Below are 26459 nucleotides of genomic sequence, written 5' to 3'. Positions count from 1 at the left end.
GCCTGAGCCAGACCGCACATTCGCGAGCAGGGGCTCGCTCCCACAAAGACCTGAATGTGCGCTCACCCGCATAAGCTGTTGTGCTCGTTTTCTGTGGGAGGCTGCCCCTGCGGCCGAATGGTGGTGCAGCAAGAACGCCTGCGCCAGACCGCACATTCGCGTGCAGGGGCCGCTCCACAAAGACCTGGACTTGCGCGTACGAGCGTCTTCAACGCACGCATCCCCATGCCCCCGACCAGTCCGGGGGCTCTCTTGGCTCGCTTCTACAATGCGCTGTCTGCTGATTCCCCCCCCTCCATCCGGCGGGGGGTGTTTTGCTTTTTTCTCCGCCATTGACCATCGCCACCATGCAACTGCCCAGCCTCATCACCGGTAAACGCTTCACCCTGCCCCGCCCTGCCGGCTCGGCCGATGCCGTCTTGCTGGCACAACTGGCGCAGCGCGAAAAGCAGGCAGGCAAGCTCACTGCCATCGTCACCAGCGATGCCGCCGATGCCCAACGGCTCATGGACGAGTTGGTGTTTTTTGCACCCGACCTGCGCTGTGTGATGTTTCCGGACTGGGAAACCCTGCCGTATGACACCTTCTCGCCGCACCAGGACCTGATCAGCGAGCGGCTGGCCACGCTCTGGCGCATCAAGCAGCGCAACCACGCCGAGAGTGCCGACGTGGTGCTGGTGCCTGCCACCACGGCACTGTACCGGCTGGCCCCGCCGTCCTTTTTGGCGGGCTACACCTTCGAGTTCAAGGTCAAGCAAAAGCTGGACGAAGCTCAGCTCAAGGCTCAATTGACATTGGCAGGCTATTCACACGTCAGTCAGGTAGTCAGCCCTGGCGAATACGCGGTGCGCGGCGGCCTGATCGACCTGTTCCCCATGGGCTCTTTGGTGCCTTACCGGGTGGATTTGTTCGACGACGAGATCGACAGCATTCGCACCTTTGACCCCGACAGCCAACGCAGTCTCTACCCCGTGCCCGAGGTGCGGCTGCTGCCCGGGCGTGAGTTTCCGATGGACGAAGCGGCCCGTGCGCGATTCAGGAGCCGCTGGCGCGAGCTGCTCGAAGGCGACCCCACCAAAAGCCGCATCTACAAAGACATGGGCAACGGCGTGGCCACGGCGGGCATCGAGTACTACCTGCCGCTGTTCTTTGAAGAAACCGCTACGGTGTTCGACTACCTGGGCGCTGGCCAGGCCGATGCCGCCACCATGGTGCTGCATGGCGATCTGGAGCCGGCCTTTCAGCGCTTTTGGCAAGACACCAAAGACCGCTACCGCTTGGTGCAGGGTGACCCCGAGCGGCCGGTGCTGCCGCCCGAAGCGCTGTTTTTGAGCGCCGAGCAGTTCTACACGCTGACCAACGGCCATGCCCAATTGGCCCTGCGCCCAGGCACGGCCGATGTGGCCGACAACACCCTGGCCCAGGCTCTGCCCGAGCTGACGGTGGTGCGCGGTGCCGAAGACCCGCTGGCTAGGTTGCAAGCGCACATCCGCAGCAGCGCCAGCCGCGTTCTGATCCTGGCCGAGAGTGATGGCCGCCGCGAAAGCTTGCTCGACTTCGTGCGCTCCAGTGGCCTCACGCCGCCGGTGTTTGACAGCCTTCAAGAGTTTTTGGCCAGCGACGAAAAAGTGGGCATGGCCACCGCCGCGCTGGTCAGCGGTTTTCATTGGTTTGAGCACGGCATCGACCTGGTCACCGAAACCGAACTGTTTGCCGCAGGCCCCACCACGCGCCGCCGCAAAAAGCAGGAACAGGTCAGCGACGTGGAAGCGCTGATCAAGGACCTGAGCGAGCTGAACGTGGGCGACCCGGTGGTGCACAGTGCCCACGGCATCGGCCGCTACCGGGGCTTGGTCAACATGGACATGGGCCAGAAGAACGAAGACGGCACGCCCGCGCTGCAAGAGTTTTTGCACCTGGAATACGCCGACAAAGCCACACTCTATGTGCCCGTGAGTCAGCTGCAGCTGATCGGCCGCTACACCGGCGTGAGCGCCGACGAAGCGCCCCTGCACAAGCTGGGCAGTGGCCAGTGGGAAAAGGCCAAACGCCGCGCCGCCGAGCAGGTGCGCGACGCCGCCGCCGAATTGCTCAACATCTACGCCCGCCGAGCCGCGCGTGAGGGGCACCCTTTCCGCTACAGCCCGCAGGACTACGAGACCTTTGCCAACGACTTCGGTTTTGAAGAAACCGCCGACCAAAAGGCCGCCATCCACTGCGTGATCCAGGACATGATCAGCCCCCGCCCCATGGACCGCCTGGTCTGCGGCGATGTGGGCTTTGGCAAGACCGAGGTCGCGCTGCGCGCCGCCTTTGTGGCCGTGACCGGCGGCAAGCAGGTCGCATTGCTCGCGCCCACCACGCTGCTGGCCGAGCAGCACTACCAGACGCTCAAAGACCGCTTTGCCAAGTGGCCCGTCAAAGTGGCCGAAGTCTCGCGCTTTCGCTCGGGCAAGGAAGTCACCGCCGCCCTCAAAGGCATTGCCGACGGCACGGTGGACATCGTGGTCGGCACGCACAAGCTGCTGAGCGAATCCACCAAATTCCATGACCTGGGCCTGCTCATCATCGACGAAGAACACCGCTTTGGGGTGCGCCACAAAGAGGCCATGAAAGGCCTGCGGGCCGAGGTCGATGTGCTAACGCTGACGGCCACCCCGATCCCCCGCACCATGGGCATGGCCCTCGAAGGCCTGCGCGATTTGAGCGTGATCGCCACCGCGCCGCAGCGGCGTCTGGCCATCAAGACCTTTGTGCGCAACGAGGGCACGGGCGTGATCCGCGAGGCGGTGCTGCGCGAACTCAAGCGCGGCGGCCAGTGCTACTTTTTGCACAACGAGGTCGAGACCATCGAGAACCGCAAGCAAAAGCTCGAAGAAATCCTGCCCGAAGCCCGCATCGCCGTGGCCCACGGCCAGATGCCCGAGCGCGAGCTGGAGCGCGTGATGCGCGACTTTGTGGCCCAGCGCTACAACATCCTGCTGTGCTCGACCATCATCGAGACCGGCATCGACGTGCCCACGGCCAACACCATCGTGATTTCACGCGCCGACAAATTCGGCCTGGCCCAGTTGCACCAGCTGCGCGGGCGCGTGGGCCGATCGCACCACCAAGCCTATGCCTATTTGATGGTGCCCGAGATCGAAGGCCTGACCAAACAAGCCGCCCAGCGCCTTGACGCCATCCAGCAAATGGAAGAGTTGGGCAGCGGCTTCTATTTGGCCATGCACGACCTGGAAATTCGTGGTGCGGGCGAGGTGCTGGGCGAAAACCAGAGCGGCAACATGCTCGAAGTGGGCTTTCAGCTTTACAACGAAATGCTGTCCGAAGCCGTGCGCAGCCTCAAGGCGGGTAAGGAACCCGACCTGCTCAACCCTCTGACGGCCACCACCGACATCAACCTGCACGCCCCCGCCCTGCTGCCCAACGACTACTGCGGCGATGTGCATCTGCGCCTGAGCTTCTACAAAAAGCTGGCCACCGCCAAAACCAGCGACCAGATCGACGCCCTGCTCGAAGAACTGGTGGACCGCTTTGGCAAGCTGCCCCCGCAAGCGCAAACCCTGGTGGACGTGCACCGCCTGCGCGTGCTGACCCAGCCCTATGGCGTGATCAAGGTCGATGCGGCTCCAGGCGTCATCCAGATCACCTTCAAGCCCAACCCGCCCGTGGACCCCATGGCCATCATTGGCCTGATCCAGAAGAACAAACACATCAAGCTGGCGGGCAACGACAAAATCCGCATTGAGCGCGAACTGCCCGACCCCAAGGCGCGGGCGCAGATGGTGCGGGATGTATTGCGCTCATTGGGCCAGCCCAAGACCGAAACCGCCGCAGCCTGAACCCATTCAACGATCTTCGATAATCCTGACCCATGACCACCGCTACCGAATTCGCCCCCGGCCTTGCCACCCAAGGCTTCACCGCCCCGCTGTCTTTGTCCCAGTTCAAGCTGATCGCTTTTGACATGGACTCCACGCTCATCAGCATCGAGTGCATCGATGAGATTGCCGATGCCGTGGGCCGCAAGGCCGAGGTGGCGGCCATCACCGAAGCCGCCATGCGCGGCGAGATCACCGACTTCAAAGACAGCCTGCGTCGCCGACTGGCCCTGCTCAAGGGCGTGACGCTGGCCGACATGGAACGCGTCTACACCGAGCGCCTGAAGATCAACCCCGGCGCGCCCGAGCTGATCGCTGCTTGCCAGAAGGTGGGCATGAAGGTGTTGCTGGTGTCGGGTGGTTTTACCTTCTTTGCAGACCGCGTCAAAGACCGCTTGAACATCGACTTCGCTCGTTCCAACCAGCTCGAAGTGGTGGGCGGCGAACTGACGGGTGGCTTGGTCATGCAAAGCTGGGGCGATATTTGCGATGGCGCAGAAAAACGCCGCACCCTGCTCGAAGTCGCTTCGCTGCTGGGCATCGAACCACACGAGTGCATCGCCATGGGCGACGGCGCGAACGACCTGCCCATGATGGGTGCCGCTGGTTTGTCGGTGGCTTACCACGCCAAACCCAAGGTGCGCGAGCAGGCCATGGTGGCGATCAACGAAGGCGGGTTGGATAGGTTGTTGGAAGTCGTCAGGCCCTGAGGGTCTTTTTGTTGGCGCTTGTCTGCAAACGACAGGCGCTTGCAGCGCTCACAAAATCATCGCCAGCAGGGCTGGCTCCTACAAAAATTAGGGTTTTTGGGGTTGTTGGAGCTTGCCTGCAAGCGATGGCCTGCAGGCCTCAGCCGGGCGCATCGCCAGCAGGGCTGGCTCCTACAAAAATCAGGTTTTAGGGTTGTAGGAGCTTGCCTGCAAGCGATGACCTGCAGACCTCAGCCGCGCTCATCGTCGGCAGGATTACCCAATTGCAGAAGGCTTTCAGCGGCGCAGCGGCTTGAGCAGATCGCTCAGGCCGTTGTGGTCAATCTCTTGCATCAGCCGCAAGAGCTGACCGATCTCACTTTTTGGAAAGCCTTCACGCGCAAACCAGTTCAGGTAGTTGCCGGGCAAATCGGCGATCAGCATGCCTTTGTGTTTGCCAAAAGGCATGGGCGTGGTGACGAGTTTCACCAAATCATCGGGTTTCATGCCAACCCCTTCATCCTTGGCCACCCAGCCATTGGCGCACACGTGCCTGAAACGCCTCGGGCTGTGACACCATGACCCAATGCCCGCAGGGCAGGCCTTCGACGGCGCAGCCTTCACGCGCAGCCAAGCGGTCCAGCCACTCGGGGGAATGGAACATGAAGGGTTTGCGCGCGCCGTACACATAGAGCATGGGCATGGGCAACTGCACCGGGGCGGCCCGCTTGAAACCCCCGGCCGTGCCGAACCACTGCATGGCATAGGGGTAGTTCATGCGGTAGGTGATGCTGGCCGGGTGGGTTGGGCAGCGCAACCACCGGGCCATGGCCCGGGTCATGCGGTTGCCCAGGCCGGGGCTGAAGGCGTGGCCGATTTTCCAGGCCATCGCCAGCCAGTACTGGTAGGCGAAGACCGAAAACTTTTCGCGCACGCCCCAGCTGCGCTGCAAACGGGGCGAGTTGTGGTCACCCACGTCCACCGCCACCACGCGGGCCACGCGTTCTGGGTGACGGATGGCGAATTCATAACCAAACACACAGCCCCAGTCGTGCAGCATGAGCGTCACGGGCTTGCCCGGGCTGATGCGGTTGATCACGCGGCGCAAAAACTGGTTCATCTCATCGAGCGACGTGGCCGACACCGGGCCTCGGGTGAAGCCCGGCAAGCTCAGCCGTGCACAAACATGGTCGGCCCTGAGGGCCAGCACCGTGTCGTCCCACAAGGCTCGGGTGTCGGGCCAGCCGTGCAGCATGAGGATGACTTGATCGCCCTGCCCTTGCAGCAAGACTTCGGTGCCATCGACATCCAGGGACAGTTCTGTGGTCATGGTTTTTTATGTGGGCGCCAGCCTGCTTGCGAAGAGCGTCGGAAATTTCAATGAATCGCTTGCAGGCAAGCTCCTACAAAGTCGATGGGTCACAGCGCCTTGGCCAGGCGCGCCACGCCTTCGAGTATCTTGTCTTCGCCCACGGTGGCAAAGCTCAGGCGGAAGGTGGCGTGGTCGGGGTTGGCGCAGAAGAACGGTGTGCCTGGCACAAAGGCCACGCCGTTGTCGATGGCGCGTTTGGCAAACACGTTGCCGTCATTCACCTTGCCGCCAGCGCCCGTGAGGCGCGCCCAGACGAACAGGCCGCCTTGGGGCTGCACAAACTCAACCGCATCCCCCAGCTCACGGCGCAGCGCGTCGCCCATGGTCTGAGCGCGCTTGGCATACACAGCGCGCACTTTGTCCAGCGTGGCAGGCATGCGACCAGCCTTCAAATATTGAGCCGCAGTGGCTTGGGCAAAGGTGCTGGTGTGCGCGTCACTGAACTGCTTGCACATGGTGGCTTTGCCCAGCAAAGCGGCGGGCGCGATCATCCAGCCCACGCGCAGGCCGGGTGACAGCACTTTGGACAGTGAGCCGCAATGCACCAGCAGCTCGCGGCTGCCGGGCACCGATGCGCTCATGGCCAGCAGGCTGGGCGGCGGCGCTTCGCCAAAGTACAGGTCGCCATAAGGGTCGTCTTCGACGATCAGGGTTTGGTGCTTCACAGCCATTTCCAGCACCTGCTTGCGGCGCTCGGCGCTGAGCAAGGCGCCGCTGGGGTTGCCAAAGGTGGGGATCAAATACACAAATTTGGGCTTGTGCTCGGCAATCAGCTTTTCCAGTTCGTCGGTCTTGACGCCATGGCCGTCTACCGGGGCGCTGATGAGCTCGGCCCCATACAAACGGAAGCACTGGATGGTGGCGAGGAATGTCGGGCCTTCCACAATCACCTTGTCGCCGGGGCTGATCATGGTTTTGCCGATCAAGTCCAGCGCCTGCTGGCTGCCCGTGGTCACGATCAGTTGGTCAGCTGCCACGTCTTTGGCCCCCTTTTGGGCCATGAAGTGGGCCAGTTGCTCGCGCAGCGGGCCATAGCCTTCGGTCGCGCCATATTGCAGGGCCGCACCGGGGTCTTGCGTCAGGGCTGAGTTGCTGGCTTCGCGGATGCCGTCCACATCAAACATGGCGCTGTCCGGGAAGCCGCCGGCAAAGCTGATGATGCCCGGCTTGCCCAAGAGCTTGAAGAGCTCGCGGATGGCAGAGGTTTCGACGTTGTTCAGGCGATCGGCAAATTGCAAAGGCATGGTGTATCTTCCCGTGTTGACTCAGGCCCCATTCTGCCAACATCCAGACACCATGAAGCCCGCACAGATCGAATCTTTTTTTGCCACCCTGCAAGCCGCCAACCCGATGCCCGTGACCGAGCTGGAGTACACCAGCGTGTTCGAGCTGCTGGCCGCCGTGCTGCTGTCGGCCCAAGCCACCGATGTGGGCGTGAACAAGGCCACGCGCAAGCTGTTTCCCGTGGCGGGCACGCCGCAAAAGATTTTGGACCTGGGACTGGAAGGTCTGGAGAGTTACATCAAGACGATTGGTCTTTACCACAGCAAAGCCAAACACCTGCTGGAAACCTGCCGGATTTTGGTTGAAAAGCATGGCGGCCAGGTGCCCCGCACGCGCGAAGCCCTGGAGGCCTTGCCCGGCGTCGGCCGCAAAACCGCCAATGTGGTGCTCAATTCGGCCTTTGGCGAGCCGACCATGGCGGTGGACACGCACATCTTCCGCATGGGCAACCGCACCGGACTCGCTCCAGGCAAAACGCCACTCGAAGTCGAGCAAAAGCTGCTCAAGCGCATCCCGGCCCCTTATTTGGTCGATGCCCACCACTGGCTGATCCTGCATGGGCGCTATGTGTGCCAGGCGCGCAAACCGCTGTGCGGGCAGTGCGCGGTGGCGGCTTTTTGTGATTTCAAGCCCAAGACACCCTGAGCCGACGTCTTGAATTGACTTCTTAGGCATTCAGAAGTGGCTGAGTTGCCCCTCAGAGTGAGGCTTCTCTGGCGGGTAAAATTTGGCCCTCTGCCCGACTGGGCAGCTCCTTGACGGATGGCCTGTGCCGCCGTCGCCTCAAGAGCGCGCTGCGCTGCTTTTCGAACCCGATCCGACCTGCCCATGACGCGAGCCCTGCCGCGTACCCACTTCAACAGCTCCAGGCTCACGCGTTTTCTGACCGAAAACGCCATGATCGATGCCGCCCCTGTCACAGACGATGTGGGTCAAAAGCTGGGCGATTGGCTGAACTTTCGCCAAGCCATTGCTTTGCACGGCGTGCTCAACCCTGAGCCGCAGCCCGCAGCGCAACAGCCTGCACACCTTCGACGTGTGGGGGTGATGACGCCTGAGGCGCTGACCCGGCATGTCGACAAAGTACGCGCCCAGCTTGAACAATCCATCGCGCAGGGTGCGCCCAGTGGCTCAGGTCTGGCACGCATCGACATGCCCCCGGCAGAACTCGACGAGCCGATCGAGCCCAAAACGGCTTATGAACCCTATCGCCGTTTTTATGCTGCCCACCAGCGGCAAATGGAAGTGTCCGTTCAGACCTTGCGTTCGCAAGTGCGGGGGCAGTTGAGCAAAAGTGCGCCGAGCCTGCAACAACTGGCCACGCTCGATGCCGCTTTTGAAAACATCCTGAGCGAGCGCGAAGCGGTTTTGCTGGGCAAAGTCTCCAAGATGCTCGAAAAGCGCTTTGCGCAAGCCCTCAAACAACACCTCAAGAAACAAGCCGAAGCCCTTGCTGAGGGTTCTGACGCCGCATCAGCCACCACCGTGAGCCCCATGGCCTGGCTTTTGCCACTGCGCCAAGCCCTGCGCACGGCTTTGCTGGCCGAGCTGGACACGCGACTGCAACCCGTGCTGGGCCTTCTTGAAGCCTTCAACCAAAACACACCACAAGAACAATGAAACGATATTCCTTTCAGATCGCCTTCGGGCTGGGCGCATTGGCGGTCCTTTGGGTGGCGGCCGCAGTGGCCACCTCGCACCTGCTGGTCTTGATCATGGCCGCTGTCATTGGTGGGGTCTATGTTTTTGGGGCGATGGAGTTGCGCCAATACCGCGCCGCCACTGCCGCACTGAGCCACGCGCTGTCTGAGATACCGCAAGACTTGCAGAACCTGAACGATTGGCTGATCACCCTGCCGCCCGGCTTGCAAAACCCGATCCGCCAACGTGTGGAAGGTGAGCGTGTGGGCCTGCCCGGCCCGGCTTTGACGCCTTATTTGGTGGGTTTGTTGGTCATGCTGGGCATGTTGGGCACGTTTTTGGGCATGGTGGTCACGCTCAATGGCGCGGTGTTTGCGTTGGAAGGCTCGACCAACGTCGCGGGCATTCGGGCGGCATTTTCCGAACCCATCAAGGGTTTGGGTCTGGCGTTTGGCACCTCGGTGGCGGGTGTGGCCACCTCGGCCATGCTGGGTTTGATGAGCAGCCTGGCCCGCCGCGAGCGCGCACAAGCCACTCAGCTGCTGGACACGCTCATGGCCACCAGCCTGCGCGGCTTTTCTCTGGTGCACCAACGGCAAGAAACCTTCAAGGCACTGCAGCAGCAGTCGCAAGCCTTGCCGCAAGTGGTGCAGCAACTGCAGAGCCTGATGGCCCAAATGGCCGAAACCAGTCAACAGATGAATGAGCGCTTGCTGGCCAACCAGCAAAGCTTCCACCAGCAAGTGCACACGGCCTACACAGGTCTGGCGCAGTCGGTCGACCAATCGCTGCGCACCAGCTTGAGCCAAAGCATGCAACTGGCCAGCGACGGCATTCGCCCTGTGGTGCAAGCCACCATGACCCAGTTGACGGACCAAGCCCAGGCCATGAACGAGCGCCTGCTGCTCAACACGCAGCAGCAACTGGGCGAGCTCAACACCCAAATGGCCGCTACAGCCGCCACCGTGGCGCAGACCAGCGCCGAGACACTGACCCGCCACGCCCAAGCCAGCAGCCAGATGACCGAGCGTGTCGGCCAGACGCTGGACGCGTTCAGCCAAAATTTCGAGCGCAGTGCCCAGGGGCTGGTCGAGCAGGTCAGCGCCGCACAAACCCAGCAGCAAGCCCTGCAAAGCAGCGCCGACCAAGAGCGCCTGCACGCTTGGCAGGCCTCGCTGGCGCAGATGGCATCGTCGCTGCACAGCCAGTGGCAAGCCTCAGGCACACAGACCCTGGCGCAACAACAGGCCATTTGCGACACCTTGGGCGAAACAGCCCAAGCCATCCAGACACACGCGCAAACCCACGCCAGCCAGACGCTGGCAGACATCACGCGCCTGCACGACGAACGTGCAGCAGCCGACCAAGCGCGCCTGGACGCCTGGAAAGCCTCTCTTGAAGCCACGGCGGGCAGCTTGGGCCAACAGTGGCAAAGCGCAGGCGCACAAACCTTGACGCAGCAGCAAGCCATTTGCGACACCTTGAGCCGCACAGCGCAAGACATCACCACCCACACGCAAACCCAGGCCACCCAGACGCTGGCAGACATCACACGCCTGATGGCCAGCAGCGAAGCGCTGATGCGCGAGCGTATCGCCTCCGAAGCGCAGTGGGCTGCCGCGCACGAGCAGCGCGCCCAGGAGCTGGCCGCCGTGTTGCGCGAAGAGCTGTCGGCTCTGCGGGACGCAGAGGACGCACGGGGACAAACCGCCGTGGCCCGCCTGGCCGAACTGCAAACTGCAGTGACCGCGCACCTGACGACGCTGGGCACGGCGCTGGAAGACCCCATTACCCGTCTGATCGAAACCGCCTCCGAGGCGCCCAAAGCAGCGGCCGAAGTCATTGGCCAGCTGCGTCAGGAAATCTCGGTCAGTGTGGCGCGTGACAACGCCTTGCTCGAAGAGCGCACCCGCATTCTGGGCACGCTCAGCACTTTGCTGGACGCGATCAACCATGCGTCGACCGAACAACGCGGCGTGATCGATGCGATGGTCACCGCCAGCCAAGCGTCGCTCACCCAGACCAGTGGCGAGTTCCATGAGCACGTGGCGGCCGAAACCCACAAGCTGGGCGATATCGCTGCGCAAGTCACTGCCAGCGCGGTGGACGTGGCCAGCCTGGGCGAAACCTTTGGCTTTGCGGTGCGTTCGTTCAGCGAGACCAATGAAAAGCTCATGGCCAACCTGCAACGCATCGAGCAGGCCATCGAAAAATCCATGACCCGCAGCGACGAACAGCTGGCCTATTACGTGGCGCAGGCCCGTGAAATGATTGACCTGAGCATCGGCAGCCAGAAAGACGTGCTGGAAGCCCTGCAGCAACGCCAGGCCGAAGGAGCCGCTTGATGCTGGAACTCGAAGCCGAAAGCGAATCCACCACACCCACCTGGATTTCGTTTGCCGACCTGATGACCGGCCTGCTGGGCGCGTTTGTGCTGCTGCTGGTGGGCGTGATGGCGACGCAGCTGGACATGGCCTCCAAGCTCGAAAACGAGGTGCAAAAGCGCCAGGTCGAAGAACAAAAGCGCCTGTCGCTGGAACAAGCCCTGGCCATTCCACTGGCCAGTGGCCGCATCACCCTGAACAACGGCCGCATCGGCATCAGCGGCAAGCTGCTCTTTGAGCTGAACTCCGACAAGCTCGAACCCGAGGGGCGCCAGCTGCTCAAGAGCCTGGTGGTGCCCCTGCGCAGCTACCTGCAGTCCCGAGACGAAATGCTGATGGTCAGCGGCTTCACCGACGACAAGGCGGTGGGCAGCCGCAACCGGCAGTTTGCAGACAACTGGGAACTGTCGGCGCAGCGCGCCCTGACCGTGACGCGCACCTTGATCGAAGAAGGCATGCCTTCATCGCAACTGTTTGCGGCGGCCTTCGGGCAAGAGCAACCTCTGGTGGCCAACACCAATGAGAAAGCTCGCGCCCAGAACCGCCGCGTGGAAATGGCCCCTGTGCCCAAAGCAGCCAACACGGCCAGCGCCAAGCAGGACACAAACAAGCCATGAACGAAGCCGCACCACCGCTGTCAGACCTCGAAGCTCTGCGGGCTGCGGGTGCTGCACGGGTGGATGCCGTCGGCTGGCATTACATTGAAACATTGGCCCAGCGCATGCAAGCGCAATCCGGCCCTGCAAAGCGCTTGCTGCAGGCCAAATTGCAGGACACACTGCAGCGTTTTGAAGCGTGCATGAACGCGGCGGGCGAGCCCAACGAACAGCCTGCCGCCAGCCCTGTGCAGCTCTCCCCCATGGCCACGCTGCTGCAAGACATGCAGGCACAAAGTGGGCCGCAGTCATCCGGAAAAACCGCTGGGTGGCCCACCGAAAATCCGCGCATTCAGCAGTTTAGAAAGCAGCTGAGCCAGATCAGCGTGCAAAAGCAGGTGACTCAAGCCATCGCCCAAGCGCCGCAAAATGCAGGCCCGATCAACTCGCACATGTTGGTGCTGCGTTCGCTGGGCCTGATGCGCGACATCTCACCGGATTACCTCAACCGGTTCATGGCGCATGTGGACACACTTTTATTTTTAGAGGGCTCGGAGCAGAGCAAAGCTGTGGCCCGTAAAAAATCTCCTCCGAAAAAGTAATTGGGCGCCTTCAACTCAAAAACGAGGCGCCAACGGCCCTCACAGCCTAGGCCGGTTGGTACTGCAGATAGTCCACCAAGCGCTTGGACTCGCTCACAACATCGTGCGGCACAAGCAAATATTTCCAGGGCTTGCCGCCCACAGTGGCGGCGTAGTCTGAGGCGTGCTTGCACCACTGCACCGCCGCATCGGCTTTGGCCAACACTTCGCCAGATTTCAGCTCATCTTTGGCCTTGGTTTCGGCCATCAAAATAAAGCCGTCTGTCTCGACCACAAAGTCCGGAATGTATTCAGGCTGCTCGGTGCCCAGTTTGTAGAAAATCTGAAACTGCCCCTTCGCAGGTTTGAACCACTTGATCGCATCGCGCTCCAAGATCACCGCAAAGCGTCGTTCGGTGTCCGAGTCAAATTTTTGCAGCGGGTACAAACACTTGGCAAAGCCACCAAACAACATTTGGCGAATCTTGCTCACTTCGGTCAAGGTCTCACGAATCAGCTGTACGGGCTGGCCCGATACCGCCGTGTAGTTGCAAGGCCGCAGCTCGGTAAAGCCCCTGCTGACCTTCACTTCGTAGCTGCTGGCCTTCTCCCAAAAGTGCGCCATCATTTGCGCATGAATGGCGTTGGCAATCGTGCGGCGGTGCCCATCCAACACATTCACAATGTCGGCCTCTTCGGTTAAATACGTTTTGAGGTGCGCCACCATCTGCCCGGCCAAGTCGTACAGCAAATCAGCCTGGGTGAAGTAATCGATGTCGTCAAACTCCACCAGCTCTCGAACGATGTAATCCTCCAGCCGTGATTCGTTCTGGCGCACTTGCGAAGCCAAATGGGTTTGCTTGTTGTTCTGCAGGTTGTGAATGACGATTTCGCGCTCACTGGGCTGCAAATGCAAACCGCTCACATCCAGCTTGAACGGATGAAACCCCGTGGTCACATCGCCCGAAGGCACCACCGCAATGCGCGGAATGTCGATGGTCTGCTGCACCACCACCTCGACGGTTTTGGCAACCACCGCCGCCACATCCAGCAAATGGGCTTGGCTGTCGGCATCGCCCAGCACATCACCCTGCTTGGGCTGCAGGCGGGCCTGCACCTCGGCCACAATTTGCGCCTGCACAGCGGACGTGAGCAATGCGCCGCTGGTGGGCACAGTGTCACGCTTGACCTCGTACTGTGCAATCACCTGCAAGGCAACAACCGCCGCGTTGCGTTCGGCATCGGTCGTGAACAAGGGCTTGGCAGCAGGCTGCACCTGGTCTTGAGTCGGGCTTTGACTCGAACCTGTAGGCGTTACGGTCGGCTGACCAGGTATCACAGGCGCTGCAGCGGTCAACCCCAAAGCCGCCATCACCCCTGACTGCACCTGCACACTCACCTTTCGCTCGTCTTTGGTGGGCGCTTCCAAGATGATGGTTTTCAGCTTGAGCGGCGAATCCCCCTTGTTGGCCTCGTCCACGATCTCTTGAAACTTGTCGTGCGCCACGATGGTCAGGCGGTCCACCACCTCCACGCCCGTGCGCTTGCCATAGGGCAAACGCAAGCCCCGGCCAATGGACTGCTCCACCAGCGTTCGAGCGTTGGCCGCCCGCAGCGGCACGATGGTGTAGAGGTTGGTCACGTCCCAGCCCTCTTTGAGCATGTTGACGTGGATCACAATTTCTGTGGGCTCGTCCACACTCTCCACCGCCAGCAGGCGGGCAATCATTTCCTCTTCCTCCGCCCCCGTGCGGCTGGAGTCCACCTGAATCACCTTGCCCGTGTAACGGCCTTCAAAAAAGGCAGGCGACTCGATCAGGTCTTTGAGTTGCGCGGCATGCGTGGTGTCGCGGGCAATCACCAACATGAAGGGCTTCACCCGTTTCACGCCGTTGTCCAGCGCATAGGTTTGCAGCTCCACTTTGGTGTTTTCGTGCAGGCGCACGCCGTCTTCGAGTTTGATTTTTTCAATCTCTTCGGCGCTGTGCGCCTTCGCGTCAAAGTTGCGCTGGGTGGCCACCGCAGGCTCTTTCACAAAGCCGTCTTCCATGGCCCGGGCCAGCGGGTAGTCCATCACCACGTTCTTGAAAGGCACCGGGCCTTTGGTGGACTCCACAAACGGCGTGGCTGTGACTTCCAGGCCCATCAAAGGCCGCAGCTCGTTGATGGAACGCACACCCGCGCTGGCGCGGTAGCGGTGCGACTCGTCCATCAGCATCACCAAGTCTGGCAAATTGGCCAGGTGGTTGAAGTAGCTGTCGCCCAGCACCTCTTTCATCCGCTTGATGCGCGGCTCTTTGCCGCCACGCACTTCGGAGTTGATTTTGGAAATGTTGAAGATGTTGATGCGCACATCGTGCGCAAAGCCAGCGGGCGCATCGGCCACGGCCGCGCCCGACTGGTCGTAGTTGTCGCCCGTGATGATCAGCGGGGGCTGCTGCGCAAACTCGGCAATGCCCTTGAACACATACTTGGCCGTGTTGGGCGTGAAGTCGGCAATCAGCTTGTTGTAAATCGTCAGGTTGGGGGCCAACACAAAGAAGTTGTTGATGCCATGCGCCAAATGCAAATAAGACACAAAAGCGCCCATCAGGCGCGTCTTACCTACACCCGTGGCCAAGGCAAAGCACAGCGAAGGAAACTCGCGCTCAAAGTCATCCAGCGTTTTGAACTCCGCTTTGAGGCTGTTCAAAATGGCCGTCACATCGCGTGGCTGACCATCAGCTTCGTGCGCCAGCAATTCAGGTGCAGCATTGACCGCGGCAATCAGCTTGGCCAAAGACTCGGCCTGCGGTGGCCGCAGTGACAAGCGGCCTGCCACATGGTGTTGAACGCGGGTGTTCATTGTTCTTCTCCCTCAAACAGTCCGGGCTGTGGCGCGGCTGCTTTTTTTGTTTTCTTGGCCTTCGTCGTGGGTTCTGCTTCTGGCGTTTCTTGGGCCATGGGCAAATTGGCCACGTTCAGGCTGTAGTCGTCATGGCCCCATTCGCAGCGGCTGAGCACCATCTTGGGGATTTTCTTGAGCGTCAGGTTAGGCCACCGCTCAGCAGCCTTGGCCGCCGTCACTCCGTGATACGCCGCACAACACACCAGCAGGCTTTGCTCTTCGCCCACCTCGTCGGCCAAGGCCTGCAGCTGATCGGCAGACAGGTTTTGCGTGGTCACGACAATGAAGTCGCGCTCGCTCGAATGGCCGTGCTGCCACCAGCGCGTTTCAGAGGGCGCGTAGGTAAACGCTTCGAGCTTGCACAACGCCTCTGACAACTGTGCAGGGTTGTACTCGGGGTTGATGACCGGGTTGCCCCAACGGTCGTTGACGATCAGGCTGGGTGCCAGACTGTAGTAGCGGAAACCACCGCCGCCTTTCCAGCCCGTGACCTCGGTCACGCCACCGGGGTCTTGCCCGTCAATGACTTTTTGGAGGCGCGGAATGATGTGCGTTTGGCAATGCTCGCCCAACTCCACCATGATCCAACGGCGACCCATTTTGTGGGCGACTGCACCCGTGGTGCCAGAGCCACCAAATGAGTCCAAAACAAGGTCGCCGGGATTTGTGGCAATTTCAAGTACTCTTTTAAGCAGCCGCTCAGGCTTCGGCGTGTCAAAAACATCACGGGCACCATAAAGCCCAATCATCTCCTTTTTGGCTTCATCGGTATGCCCCACTTCCTCATGTGGCCACCAGTTATGAGGGGTCATACCATCCCTGACCTCGGTGAGAAAAAGTTTTAAAGCAGGAACTGAATTACTACCATCGCGCCCCCACCAAATCCTGTTTTCTTCAACGTGCTTTTTGTGTGACGTTGGATCGTATTTCCATGCTTTTTTTGTGTTTTTAATCACTGCACCCGTATTGGGATTTACGATGTCATAGCAAAGATTTGGACGTTTTTCTGGTACTGCTTGGTTCAAATAATCCACAGCCTTCCAAGGTCCTCGTGGATCATTGTCTGGATTGTTGTACCTAGCTGTAGACTCCTCTGTGCGAGGCAAGAGATTGTTCTTAAAAGCTTCACTCTTCGAATAAACAAGAACGAAATCGCAAATCGTGGCTATGCCCTGGAAATTATTGCTAACACTGTATTTACGCTGCCAAGTAATCGTCGTTTTATAGTTAGCTCGTCCAAAAATTTCATCGCACATCACCTTCAAATAATGCGCCTCGTTGTCATCAATCGTGATCCACAACGAACCATCGTCTGACAACAAACGACGAATGATCTCCAGACGATCCCGAATCAAACCCAACCAAATTGAGTGCTCCACCCCATCGTCGTAATGCGTGAACGCACTGCCCGTGTTGTAAGGCGGGTCAATGAACACACACTTAACCTTGCCCGCAAACTCCTGCTCCAGCGCCTTGAGCGCCAACAAGTTGTCCCCAAAAATCAGCCGGTTGTCAAAAATATCCGCATCCGAAAACCGCTGCTTCGCGTGATACGACCGCGCCGGGTCCTCCAGCAAAATACGCGGCTCCAACTGCGGCCGCTTCTCTTTACCAATCCAAGTCAGTTCTAATTTTTGCTTTGTCATGGTGCTATTTTCACAGTTGTGGGGCGCGGCTGACCAAGTAGTCGATCAGCCGTTTTCGCGGATATCCATCTTTATCTTCTCGATTTCTTGCCCGTAACTCCTGCACTGCAGGGTCCGCCGAAAGGTTGAAGTGGATTTCCATCACTTCAGCCATATACGGAATGACATCCGTTTGGTTTCTGAAGAATGACAAGGGGCCATTGGTTGCATGGGGTGAAAACAACTCGGCGGAGGTTTCACGCAACGCATCCAGTTCTGCACTGATCAGCTGCAACAGACCATCGGGCTCGATGACGTGCGTTGAGTTGATACGCTTTCGCAAGCGTTTGAGCATGACAGATGAAATGACATTGCCTCCATGCCTGTAAACCAACCGCTCTTGACTGCGCAGAGGCGCTCGTTGTTCATAGTCCATCACGAGGCTGCGAATCGCACGATGGCAATGCACTGCATTCACCAATACAACACCTGACAGCTGCTCACTGAAAAGTGACTGATATTCAGCGGAATCGACCGTTGCCAGTCGAGTTGCCTCAGTTTTAAGCCAAACTGTGTAACGTGGATCACTATTCAGCAAAGCCAACGCTTTCAGTGCCTCGTCCAGGGTGATGGCATATTCACCTGTTGCTGCAGCCTCAGGGCGATAGTGATACGCGAATCCAAGATGAGCAATTTCTTGGCGCAGTCTTTCTTGGTTTTGATCCAAGGAAGTAAAGTTGATGGACTGCACAGGATTTTGATGGTTGCGAGCCTTGGTTACTCGTTGACCAAACACACCTTCCGCAGGCGCTTGGATCAATGTGAACATCACTTTGGCATCATCGATATTCTTACCAGGGTATTGATCAACAAACTCAGCCGCCGACGCAACCGTTTGTGCTCCGTTGATGATCGACAAGCCTCGCACTTTGAACTTCTTGAATCCACCCTTGTTTGATTTTGGATCAATCAAGTCACAAACGGCTGTCACGCCGTTGTTCAGATAGAAAAAATCAGCAGGCGTGTCTAGAAGTGTGGTCTTAATGGATTTGTTGACATCTGATTTCGCACTCCCTAGGAAGTAGCGAATATTTCGCTCATACAAGGCCTTCCCATAGCGCTGATGCAGGGCGACCAAGTCCCCTAATCGAGTGACACCATAGTAGGTAGGGCGAGGCTCTTCGACCTTCTCGTATTTTTGAAGTGCAATATCTGTATGCACTGGTTGATAAGCCTGTTCAGCAAGCAGATGACGCGTGATATCGCTTGCCACGTAGTAGGTCACTTGCTGACACAGGCGTTCTTCATCTAAATCTTCGTCATCCAGTAAGGCTTGCAATGCATCACTGGCTGTTTTGGAAATTCCCTCACCTGTATAGGGAACAACCAATTGAATATGGCTACATGTATCAAGAGCATCTTCGATTTCCGCTTTCCGCCTTTGAACGTTCGCGTTAAAAGAAGAAAAGTCCTGCTTGAGCAGAAGACGAATGCCTTCACAAAATGGCAGCGCATCCTCTTGTTTGAATTGTTCAGACTCCTTTAACTTAGTTTGCAACAGGTAAAGGGTCTCTGTAGAGGCATCGTAGTGAATCGCATCAATGCCTTTGTCGTTGAAATCATCAACGACTGATTCAGCTGCAGCCTGAGGCGTGATGTCAAGCAACTTGTGCAGTACAAAAGCGCTGAATGCCCTCGACAACTGTTTGGCTTTTTGGTCTTCAGGTGATTTTTTTGTATCAAGCAAAGGTGGCAGTGAAGGCACGAAACGATCTGCCAGTACCTTTTTAAGAATCGTCATGTATCGAGGCTCAAGCGAAGGCATTGTTTTTGTCCCTGTTTTTATATATTTCAAACTCTGACGCGTGCGCGAGCCTGCGCACGCAACTGAAGCTCTGCATTGACCTGCGCATAAAGCAGCGCAGATGCGTTTTCTCGGTCAGTCAAGACCAGTGCAAGGGCGTATGACTCCAGCGATCCGTCATCTATTGACCATGCAGTGTCTTGCCGGGTCACGACCACAAATACCTTCTGTTGGTTCACAAGGGCCTGTTTAAACGTCCATCGCGACACCTGCAAAGTTCCGTCTTTTCTGTCCAGGTTAGACAGCCAGCGGTTTGTGCCCCGTTCGCTCATGCCTTCAGCGCGGTTGCGCTGAAAGCCTTGCTCCACTTCGTCCAATGACCCTGCAGTCACCAGGCTGAATGACAGTTTGCTTTTGCGGTAGTCCAGTCGGGTGGTTCGCACTTCGGGACTGTAGGCCAGTGCTACGGACACTTCTCGGGTCCGGCCCCTGCCTTGCCAAAAATTTTCTGACGCTGGTAATTCAAAAATGTGGTGCTGGTTATTGGCAATCTGTTCTTCACCCAACAAGGTCACTGCATCGTCCAACGACCGGTACAGCGCAACATCGTTCACCTGGCCGTACCCCACAAGTCGGGTGATCCGGTCTTTGGTTTGGGTTTTGTCGGCAACGGTGAGCAGCGTCTTGGTGGCAGCAGGCCAGTAAGCATGCGCACCCAGCATGGCACGCAAAAGGTTGGGCGTTGCGTTAGACAAGTCTTGCAGCAGTCGCGCAGCCTTGTGGGCCACTACTGGGGCCGCATAGCTGGTGCCAAGGTCTTCGCGGAAGGCGCCTCCGCCCGGTTGTCCAAATCCGCCATGGAATGACAGCACGCCCAAGCCTTGGTGCCTAGCACGGTTCGTTCCACGGTTGATGGCCACATTGCCCCCATGCTCGACCAGGTCAGGCTTGATAGCGCCATTGATGGATGGCCCTGTACGGGTCAAAGGCGAAGGCTGCCCTGTTCGCGCAAGAACGCGTTCTTCAATTTGGTCTGGGTAGCGTTGTGCGTCTCTGCTGGCTTCATGTTGTGCCAAACCGCCGACAGTCAGCACATTGAGTGCCGTGGCAGGGTCCAGCAAACGCGCTGACTCGGCAAGAAGGTAATCAGGGTAATTGGCGTCAACCTCGTTCAAAAACAGGTTGCCGGTTGGTACGACGAACAGCACACCCAGCTCACGGGTCAAACGGTCTAAGGTGTATGCCAATCCACGGAGGTGACGGCCGTCGTATATTTTGTTGCGATCACCATAGCTCAGGTTGAACACACGGCAGCCGTATTGTTCTTGTAGATCGCGCACCGCACGCTCCACAGCTTTTTCTACAAACTCGGTCTGGTCTTGGTCATCGTCATTGAACACTTTGCCCGAAAACAAATTCAAGTGAGGCACAAATTGACGCTGTCGAACGCACGCTTCTACGTCACCATAAAGCGCAATGCCAGCAACAAAGGTGCCGTGATGTGGTGCCCGGTCATTTGGACTCGTGCTGCCTTGAATGTAGTCTTGTGCATCGCCCACTGCACGCCCCAAAAAAGGATGCCCACTGGTCAAGCCTGAATCAAGGACCGCAACGGCTGGCGCATTGGGATCGGGCAATGAAGGTTGCAGGATGTCATCCACATCGGTCATCAGCAGCTGGACGCTGATACCCCTTCGCGGCAGTAGGTCCACCACCCGCACATCACGATGGCGCAACAACAAACCAGCTTGCGCTAGGTTGCAACGCAATCGCACCATCATCAAGGATGGTTGCACCAAATCGTCTAGGCATTCAATCTGGTTTTCTTCAATCCAAGCTTTGAAGGCTGTCATTTCAGCTCGGCGCTGATCTGTTCGATCCTGTGGCCAAAGCTCGACGTCGAGCACAAAATTCTCAGCCTCAGGATAGCCGTGCTCGCGCAGGGCCGCACCTGTGCGGTCATCTGGCGTCCAGCTTTCGAAGTCGGCTATGGCGTAGAGCAATTCTTTCCGAGTAGCTGTGCCGTTTCGCGCCAAACTTGACAAACGGCTCTCAAACTCACTCAGACCTTGATCAGTGGCGAATGCCAATACAACGGACTTATCCTCTTGGCTAACAATTTCAACGCCAGGAATTCGATCAAACTCAGGCAATGCACCCACGCCATCAATTAACCTGATTTTTAACAACTTGCGTTGATCAAATCCGTTTATCGAAAGCTGTGAGATTCGCTCACTGTTGACTCGAAATTTATGAGCCAAATTAAGACCGAATTGACGAGGATCTTCCGGCTTAGGTGTTGAAGAAAAACCTGGTCTGCGGTGTCGCTCAGGCTGCGGTGTTTCTCTGCTGATTCGCAGATGTTCGTATGGCATCGCCTCCCCCCTCTCAATTTATTTTTTGTGGCGATATTCGCGTGCGAGTGCTGCGTCTATGTGCTTTCTTTCAAGGAATTCACGACCCGACAGGATCATTTCTTTGATGGCGCGTCGAAGGACTCGCTCTATATCGGCATGCGACATGCCTTTGAATTGTGAAGCGATCTGGCCATCCTCGGGCTCAAAGTTGCGGCGCACACCTGAAAGCTTCAAAGCCAGCAGGCGCTTGATTTGGTCCAGCGTGGGCAACTCAAATTGAATGACCTCATCGAAGCGCCGCCAGACTGCTTTGTCCAGCAAGCTTTCATAATTGGTCGTGGCAATCAGGATGCTGTCACCACGGTAGCTGTCCATCATTTGCAGCACCGCATTGACGGATCGCTTGAGTTCGCCATGATCAGCGCTGTCACCCCGGTCCTTGGTCAACGCGTCGAACTCGTCAAACAGGGCCACCACGGGCTGCTGAGAGATGAAGTCGAAGACCTTGCGCAAGTTGGCAGCGGTTTCGCCCAAAAAGGATGAAATAACCGAGTCCAATCGGACCAAGACCAAAGGCATGGACAAGGCGTTGGCCACCACTTCTGCGGCCAGGGTCTTGCCGCAACCAGGGGGGCCGCAGAACAGCAATTTTTGTGCTGGCTGCATGCCGTATGTGCGGAGAACGTCAGCACGGTTGTGCTCCAACAAAATTTCGTCGAGCAGTGACTTGCTGGTGTCGGCCAAAACCAAGTCTTTTTCTTCCCTAATGACAGGACGTGTCTCTAGAAGATCAAGGCCACTATCTTTGTTGGCAGGTAAGTTGCTCACTGCATGAAGTTTCCGGCTTTGCGCTGGAGTGGTCATGCGGTCGCCATACAACAGCCGCTCAAGATCGTTGGCTAACAAGTGGTGCTGCTTTTGACGCTCTTCGTCAATGATGGACTGTGATGCCATCCGAAAGCCCGCCAGATCACCTTCCGCACCTGCGCGGATCAGCTGTCTGAGCACTTTGCCACTGGCCATTTTTATCTCCTTAGATCGTGGAATCTTACAAGCTACCGCCCTGAATCCACGACTACCATTTTGCCGATGCAAACTAAACGATGTTTTAGTTTTGAATCGTTCGATTATGAGTAATTTTTACCTGCTTTTTAGTCCAGCGACCATTCCACGCTGAATAAAGTCTGCTCTTCTACCTGCTGCCCCAGCTCCCCCTCCAGCCCCTCAATCAAGTGATTGCGCTGAGCTTCGATTTCATCTTGCCGTGTGAACAGTTCCCGGCGCAGCTGGGTACGTTTGGCCTCCAGCTCGCGCTGGCGTTTTTGTTGTGTCAGCTTGTCTTCCAGCGTGGCTGCTGTGGCCGCAGTGCGGCGCACTTCTTTGATGGCCAGGTCGATGGCCTTGATTTCTTGCTCAAGCCCCAGTTTCATGTCATCGGCCCAGGCATCGAGCTTTTCCACTTCTTTTTCGAAGTGCCCCAGATTGCGGCGGTTCACATCGCGCAAAAAGTCGCTTTGGCGCTCAAGCAGCGAGGCGTCCAGCGCTTGGTTGGCCGCGTCAAACAGGCCAGCCGTCAAAACTGCGCTGGTCTGTGTTCGGGCAGGCAAACGCAAGAGTTTTTCGGGCACGTCGTCGGGCAAGGTTTGCCCAGCGTGGGTGGCGGCTGCCACCAACAGGCGCTGCTCCATGATGCCCAGCGCGTGTACGGTGACCAGCTTCACGGTCAGCCAGCCGCCCTGCCCTCTGAAAGGTTTGAGGCTGCTGACGGTGTTGCCATAGGCGTTGTAGTCAAACTGCAATTGGCTGTGGGGCAGTTGGCGGGCTTTGGCGCGTTCAATGGTCCATTCGGCCAGCGGGTGGTCCGGTTTGTAGATGTGGGCTTCGCCTGTGCGACGGGGCAGTTCATAGCGGCCCAGTTCGGCGTTGGGCAGGCCTTCGGGGGTGCGGTGCAGGTCAAAGCCATCGGCATCAAAGTGGGCACAGTCGGCCAGCTCGGCTTGGGTCAGGGCCATGAGCATTTGCTCAAAGCGGCCACGGGCGCTGCGGCTGTCTTCGGCACGCAGGCGCAGTTTGTCTTGCACCTCTTCGTCAAAGTTTTCCAGCAGCAGTTGGCGGGTCTTGACCATGGCCTCGTCGATCTCGCCTTTCAGGTCCAGCTGTAGCTGCTCAAAGCTGGTTTTGATCTCTTGCGGGTCTCGGCAGTTTTGGTAAATGTCGGCAATACGGCGCTCAAAATCCACGCCCGAGCCAATCGCGCCCAGCACTTCGTCACTGGCCCCAAAAACGCCCTCAAAGAGCTGAAATTTTTCGGCCAGCAGTTCGTAAACGCGGGCATCGGCTTCGTTGGTGCGGTCCACAAAATTGACCACCACCACATCAAATTTTTGCCCGTAGCGGTGGCAGCGGCCAATGCGCTGCTCTATGCGCTGGGGGTTCCAGGGTAAGTCGTAGTTGATGACCAGCGAGCAAAACTGCAAGTTGATGCCCTCGGCACCGGCCTCGGTGGCGATCATCACCCGCCCCTCATCCTTGAAATATTCCACCAGTGCAGCACGGGTGTCGGCGGTTTTAGATCCGGTGATGCGATCTGTGCCTTGGTGCTTTTTGATCCAGTCTTTGTAGATGACTTGGGCGCGTGCGTCGCTGTTGGTGCCGTTAAAAAGCACGATGCCATCGCCATAGGGTGTGCCAGCTAAAAGTTCGAGCAAATAATCTTGCGTGCGGCGGGACTCGGTGAAGATGATGGCTTTTTGCGGTGCGCCTAAACGCGCCAGCTCTGAGAATGACCTGGCCAGTGCCGTGAGCAGGGCCTGGCCTTTGGCGTCGCCTTGTATTTGTATGGCCAGTTGTTTGAAGTGACGCAGCTCCTCAATCTCGGTGGCAATGGCTTGGCGTTGGCTGGCGTTTTCAGGGCGGCTTTGTCCCAGGGCACCCTCTTCGGAGCCACTTTCGTCGGCCATTTGGTCCAGCGCTTCGTAGTCTTGGTCAAGCTGGTCGATCATGTCCAGGTCGTCTGGCGTTTCGTCCAGCACGCCTTGCAGGCGTTTGGCCATGGTGTCCAGTGCGCCTGCAATGGCGTGGCTGGACGATGCAAGCAGTTTCCACAAGACCAGCGAAATCAGATGGCGCTGCCCTTCGGGCATGGCCTGCAAATTGGGACGGCGCAGGTAGTCGGCCACCAAATTGGAAAACTCTTTTTCTTGGTCGGTCGGCGTGAACTCTTGCACGATGGCGCGGCGTGCCGTGTAAGACACATAGGGCTGCACTTGTCGTCGCAAGGTACGTTTGCACAGCGGAGCCAGGCGGTGGCGCAGGGCCTCAAAGGTTTGACCCTTGGTGGGCGTGGCGTATTGCGCCCGAAAGCTGTCGGCATCGCCAAAGACACGGTCGTCGATCATGCTGACCAAGCCATACAGCTCCAGCAGTGAGTTTTGCAAAGGTGTGGCCGTCAGCAGCACTTTGGAATGCACTTTGAACAACGCGTCTTTGAGCGTCTTGCCAATGACGTTGTTCTTTTTGTGGACGTTGCGCAGGCGGTGCGCTTCGTCCATGACCACCAAGTCCCAAGCCACGGCCTTGATGTCTTTAGCCTTGGCTTTGGCGAACTGATAAGAGCAAATGACCGGGCCAGTGGGGCAAACAAACGGATTGGTTTGTCCGGACTTGCGCAATGCATTGAAGCTCTTGGCCTCCAAAATGGTGGCCTGCAGGCTGAACTTGTCTTGCAGTTCTTGGTGCCATTGCTTGCGCAAGTTGGCCGGCACGATGATCAGGACCTTGCGCCGCCGCTCGGCCCAGCGCTGGGAGATGACCAGTCCGGCCTCGATGGTTTTGCCCAAACCCACTTCGTCGGCCAGGATCACGCCACGCGACAAGGGGTTTTGGCAGGCAAACAGCGCGGCCTCCACCTGATGTGGGTTCAGGTCAACTTGGGAGTTGACCAAGGTCGAGGCCAGAGCCTCAACCGAGTCGGCCGCCGCCCGCCGTGTGAGTTGCCATGCGTAGTATTGGCTTTGGTAAGGCGTGATTGATGAAGACGGCATGCCGATTAGTTGTTCAAGAGCGCTGACTGCGGCCTGAGCCGCTCAGGCGAGCGTTGCTGGTGCAGGGAACCCGTTGCGCCCCGGAAACTCCGGTGCCAAAGTCCGTGCATTGGGCATCTTGACCCACAGGCGCAGCATCTTGCGGTTGAGTTCGTGCACGCCGTGGTCTTCAAATTCGTTGCGCGAGTGCAGCACGGCGTAGTTGTTGGCAAACTGAAGGTCACCGGGCTCCAGCATCATGCTCAGACGGAAATCTTCCCGGTGCATGATGTCGTCAAACAAATCGAGCGCCTCGATCTCGACTTTGGACAGCGGCAGCTGGCGGATTTCATGGCCCAGCTCGATGTACTGGCGCAGGTAACGGCAGCTGAGCTTGCCTTGGTGGTGACTGAAGATGGGCGACAGGCTGGGCAGGTCTTCGCACAGGTGCGAAAAATACCAGGTGCGGTAATACAGGCCCAGGTACTCGGGGTGCTTTTGCAGGATCTCGTTGTAGATCGCGGCCACGCTCACCAGCGAACTCAGGCCGCCCTGCTTGGCTTTGCGCAGACACAAAAGGCCCACCACGTCCGACGGGTCCGAGTGGTAAGGCAAATACAGGTTGGTTTCGTAGACGCGGGTGGTTTTTTTAGTGACATCGCCCACGTTCATGACCACGCCGAGCAGGTCGCCCTTGGGGTTTTGGCGAACAGGTACGCCCATGTGCAGGCCAATGCCGTAATACAGGATCTGGATGTCTTCTTCGCTGTAGCGCTTAACAGGCAGGCCGCGCAACACCAGAAAGCCCCGGCCGTTTTCCAGCTCGTCGCTGTGCGCCTTCAGGGCCAGTGCCCAGTCGCCAATCGGAAAGTCGTCGCGTGAAAAATTAGGAAACGTCAGCCCTTGGGCTTTGACATGGGCCAGCGCGGCGTCGAGCGTGGCCAACACCTCAGCGGACAAGTGGTGCAACCACGATGTGTCGCCCACCATGTTGGCGCCCTTCCAGGCGGCGGGCCCAGTGATCGCTTGCTTGAGTATCAGGCTCATGGGGTTTCCTTAAAGGTCCGCAAGCCGCGGTCCGGATTCAGCGGCCGAGTTGTGCCAGTGCAGCCTGCAAGCCAGCCAGACCACCCACGCGCTGGTCATTGATGAAAATTTGGGGCATTTGACGAACCGAAGGTCCGCATTTTTCATAAAACGCCATGCGTTCGGCCTCGCCATCGATCTTGATTTCTTCAAAATCAAGCGATTTGGTTTTGAGCACCATCTTGGCGGATTCGCATTGGGGGCATGCGGACTTGGAGTAAACGACGATTTTGAGGTTCATGAGCGGCAT

Annotated in this window: 18 protein-coding genes; 7 read left to right on the top strand and 11 right to left on the bottom strand. The window is 58.3% G+C overall.

Going from position 1 to position 26459, the window contains the following annotated elements; translation table 11 throughout:
• The first annotated feature begins 347 nt into the window (after window positions 1–347).
• A complete protein-coding gene (mfd, locus tag ACZ5VE_RS07230; protein ID WP_464457322.1) occupies window positions 348–3842 on the top strand; it encodes a transcription-repair coupling factor in 3495 nt (1164 codons plus the stop codon).
• A 32-nt stretch (window positions 3843–3874) separates the two neighbouring features.
• Window positions 3875–4591, top strand: coding sequence for a phosphoserine phosphatase SerB (gene serB, locus ACZ5VE_RS07225; RefSeq protein WP_464457321.1), 717 nt, complete (start codon window positions 3875–3877; stop codon window positions 4589–4591).
• A gap of 276 nt (window positions 4592–4867) precedes the next feature.
• Here serB and ACZ5VE_RS07220 read toward each other — a convergent pair whose 3' ends face one another.
• From ACZ5VE_RS07220 to ACZ5VE_RS07210, 3 genes are all read right to left on the bottom strand, one after another.
• On the bottom strand, window positions 4868–5077 hold the full coding sequence (locus ACZ5VE_RS07220) for a DUF3820 family protein (protein ID WP_464457320.1): 210 nt from the start codon (window positions 5075–5077) through the stop codon (window positions 4868–4870).
• A gap of 10 nt (window positions 5078–5087) precedes the next feature.
• Complete coding sequence (locus ACZ5VE_RS07215; protein ID WP_464457319.1) at window positions 5088–5900, bottom strand: alpha/beta fold hydrolase; 813 nt, start codon at window positions 5898–5900, stop codon at window positions 5088–5090.
• A gap of 89 nt (window positions 5901–5989) precedes the next feature.
• On the bottom strand, window positions 5990–7186 hold the full coding sequence (locus ACZ5VE_RS07210) for an aminotransferase-like domain-containing protein (RefSeq protein ID WP_464457318.1): 1197 nt from the start codon (window positions 7184–7186) through the stop codon (window positions 5990–5992).
• Window positions 7187–7238: 52 nt separating this feature from the next.
• Between ACZ5VE_RS07210 and nth the strand changes: the two genes are divergently transcribed.
• The 5 genes from nth (at window position 7239) to ACZ5VE_RS07185 (ending at window position 12449) form a co-directional block, all read left to right on the top strand.
• Window positions 7239–7871 carry an endonuclease III gene (gene nth / locus ACZ5VE_RS07205; protein ID WP_464457317.1) on the top strand — a complete coding sequence of 211 codons (633 nt, stop codon included), beginning with the start codon at window positions 7239–7241 and terminating at the stop codon, window positions 7869–7871.
• A gap of 183 nt (window positions 7872–8054) precedes the next feature.
• Window positions 8055–8846, top strand: a complete 792-nt coding sequence (locus tag ACZ5VE_RS07200) for a DUF3348 family protein (RefSeq protein WP_464457316.1) — start codon at window positions 8055–8057, stop codon at window positions 8844–8846.
• The gene (locus tag ACZ5VE_RS07195; RefSeq protein WP_464457315.1) at window positions 8843–11212 is read left to right on the top strand and encodes a DUF802 domain-containing protein; all 2370 of its coding nucleotides are present in this window, start codon (window positions 8843–8845) and stop codon (window positions 11210–11212) included. Before ACZ5VE_RS07200 ends, ACZ5VE_RS07195 begins: the two co-directional genes overlap by 4 nt.
• Window positions 11212–11868: an OmpA family protein gene (locus ACZ5VE_RS07190; RefSeq protein WP_464457314.1), complete on the top strand. Its 657-nt coding sequence runs from the start codon at window positions 11212–11214 to the stop codon at window positions 11866–11868. The genes ACZ5VE_RS07195 and ACZ5VE_RS07190 overlap by 1 nt, the downstream gene beginning before the upstream one ends.
• On the top strand, window positions 11865–12449 hold the full coding sequence (locus ACZ5VE_RS07185) for a DUF2894 domain-containing protein (protein ID WP_464457313.1): 585 nt from the start codon (window positions 11865–11867) through the stop codon (window positions 12447–12449). The genes ACZ5VE_RS07190 and ACZ5VE_RS07185 overlap by 4 nt, the downstream gene beginning before the upstream one ends.
• A 46-nt stretch (window positions 12450–12495) precedes the next feature.
• On the opposite strand, the gene ACZ5VE_RS07180 is transcribed toward ACZ5VE_RS07185, so the two are convergent.
• The 8 genes from ACZ5VE_RS07180 to ACZ5VE_RS07145 all read right to left on the bottom strand — a co-directional run bounded on the left by ACZ5VE_RS07180 (window position 12496) and on the right by ACZ5VE_RS07145 (window position 26450).
• A complete protein-coding gene (locus tag ACZ5VE_RS07180) occupies window positions 12496–15273 on the bottom strand; it encodes a DEAD/DEAH box helicase family protein (protein WP_464457312.1) in 2778 nt (925 codons plus the stop codon).
• On the bottom strand, window positions 15270–16961 hold the full coding sequence (locus ACZ5VE_RS07175; RefSeq protein WP_464457311.1) for a site-specific DNA-methyltransferase: 1692 nt from the start codon (window positions 16959–16961) through the stop codon (window positions 15270–15272). Before ACZ5VE_RS07175 ends, ACZ5VE_RS07180 begins: the two co-directional genes overlap by 4 nt.
• Window positions 16962–16971: 10 nt before the next feature.
• Window positions 16972–18741 (bottom strand): AIPR family protein, encoded by a 1770-nt coding sequence (locus ACZ5VE_RS07170; protein ID WP_464457310.1) that lies wholly within the window; start codon window positions 18739–18741, stop codon window positions 16972–16974.
• Window positions 18742–18791: 50 nt separating this feature from the next.
• Window positions 18792–21119 (bottom strand): S8 family peptidase, encoded by a 2328-nt coding sequence (locus tag ACZ5VE_RS07165; RefSeq protein ID WP_464457309.1) that lies wholly within the window; start codon window positions 21117–21119, stop codon window positions 18792–18794.
• A gap of 18 nt (window positions 21120–21137) precedes the next feature.
• A complete protein-coding gene (locus ACZ5VE_RS07160; RefSeq protein WP_464457308.1) occupies window positions 21138–22124 on the bottom strand; it encodes an AAA family ATPase in 987 nt (328 codons plus the stop codon).
• Window positions 22125–22252: 128 nt separating this feature from the next.
• Window positions 22253–25144 carry an SNF2-related protein gene (locus ACZ5VE_RS07155; protein ID WP_464457307.1) on the bottom strand — a complete coding sequence of 964 codons (2892 nt, stop codon included), beginning with the start codon at window positions 25142–25144 and terminating at the stop codon, window positions 22253–22255.
• Window positions 25145–25186: 42 nt separating this feature from the next.
• Entirely contained in the window at window positions 25187–26170 is a 984-nt protein-coding gene (locus tag ACZ5VE_RS07150; protein WP_464457306.1) for a TauD/TfdA family dioxygenase, read from the bottom strand.
• Between the two features lie 37 nt (window positions 26171–26207).
• Window positions 26208–26450, bottom strand: a complete 243-nt coding sequence (locus tag ACZ5VE_RS07145; RefSeq protein WP_464457305.1) for a glutaredoxin family protein — start codon at window positions 26448–26450, stop codon at window positions 26208–26210.
• Window positions 26451–26459: the final 9 nt, after the last annotated feature.

The organism is Limnohabitans sp. INBF003, from assembly GCF_055396645.1.
Note: the sequence above shows the minus strand (reverse complement) of the source record. Positions and strands in the feature narration are given on the sequence as shown.